We start from the raw sequence: 574 nt of genomic DNA, 5'->3' as shown, positions 1-574 counted from the left end.
CCCCCAACTGCCCGGTGCGTAGGGTTGGGGTTGTTCATCGAGCCCGGCCCAGTATTCCTCGAACGGGTCAAGGATCTTCCAGGACAGTTCCACTTCCTGGTGCCGCGGGAACAAAGGGGGTTCGCCCAGGAGCACGTCCAGGATGAGCCGTTCGTAGGCTTCGGGGCTGGATTCGGTAAAGGAGTGCCCGTAGCCGAAGTCCATGGTCACATCACGGACTTCCATCTGCGTGCCCGGGACCTTGGACCCGAACCGGATCGTGGCGCCCTCGTCGGGCTGGACCCGGATCACCACGGCGTTCTGGCCGAAGTCATCATCGTTGTGGTCACGGAAGAGCAGGTTCGGTGCCCGCTTGAACACCACCGCGATCTCGGTCACCCGCCGGCCCAGGCGCTTACCGGCACGCAGGTAGAACGGCACACCATTCCACCGGCGGGTATTGATATCCACCCGGATCGCAGCATAAGTTTCGGTCTTCGAATCAGCCGGGATCCCGTCCTCATCCAAATACCCCAGGACTTCCTCCCCGCCCTGCCACCCGCCGGTGAACTGACCCCGCGCCGAATGCGTGGAC

1 protein-coding gene is annotated in these 574 nt (G+C 63.4%); it reads right to left on the bottom strand.

Going from position 1 to position 574, the window contains the following annotated elements; genetic code table 11:
- On the bottom strand, nt 1-574 hold a 574-nt coding region (locus tag AC6CH8_RS22840; protein ID WP_498192466.1), incomplete at both ends, for a glucose-6-phosphate dehydrogenase.

It is taken from the genome of Paenarthrobacter sp. GQ52, assembly GCF_059759005.1.
The sequence above is the reverse complement of the archived record's forward strand: the minus strand, read 5'-3'. Positions and strand labels throughout refer to the sequence as shown.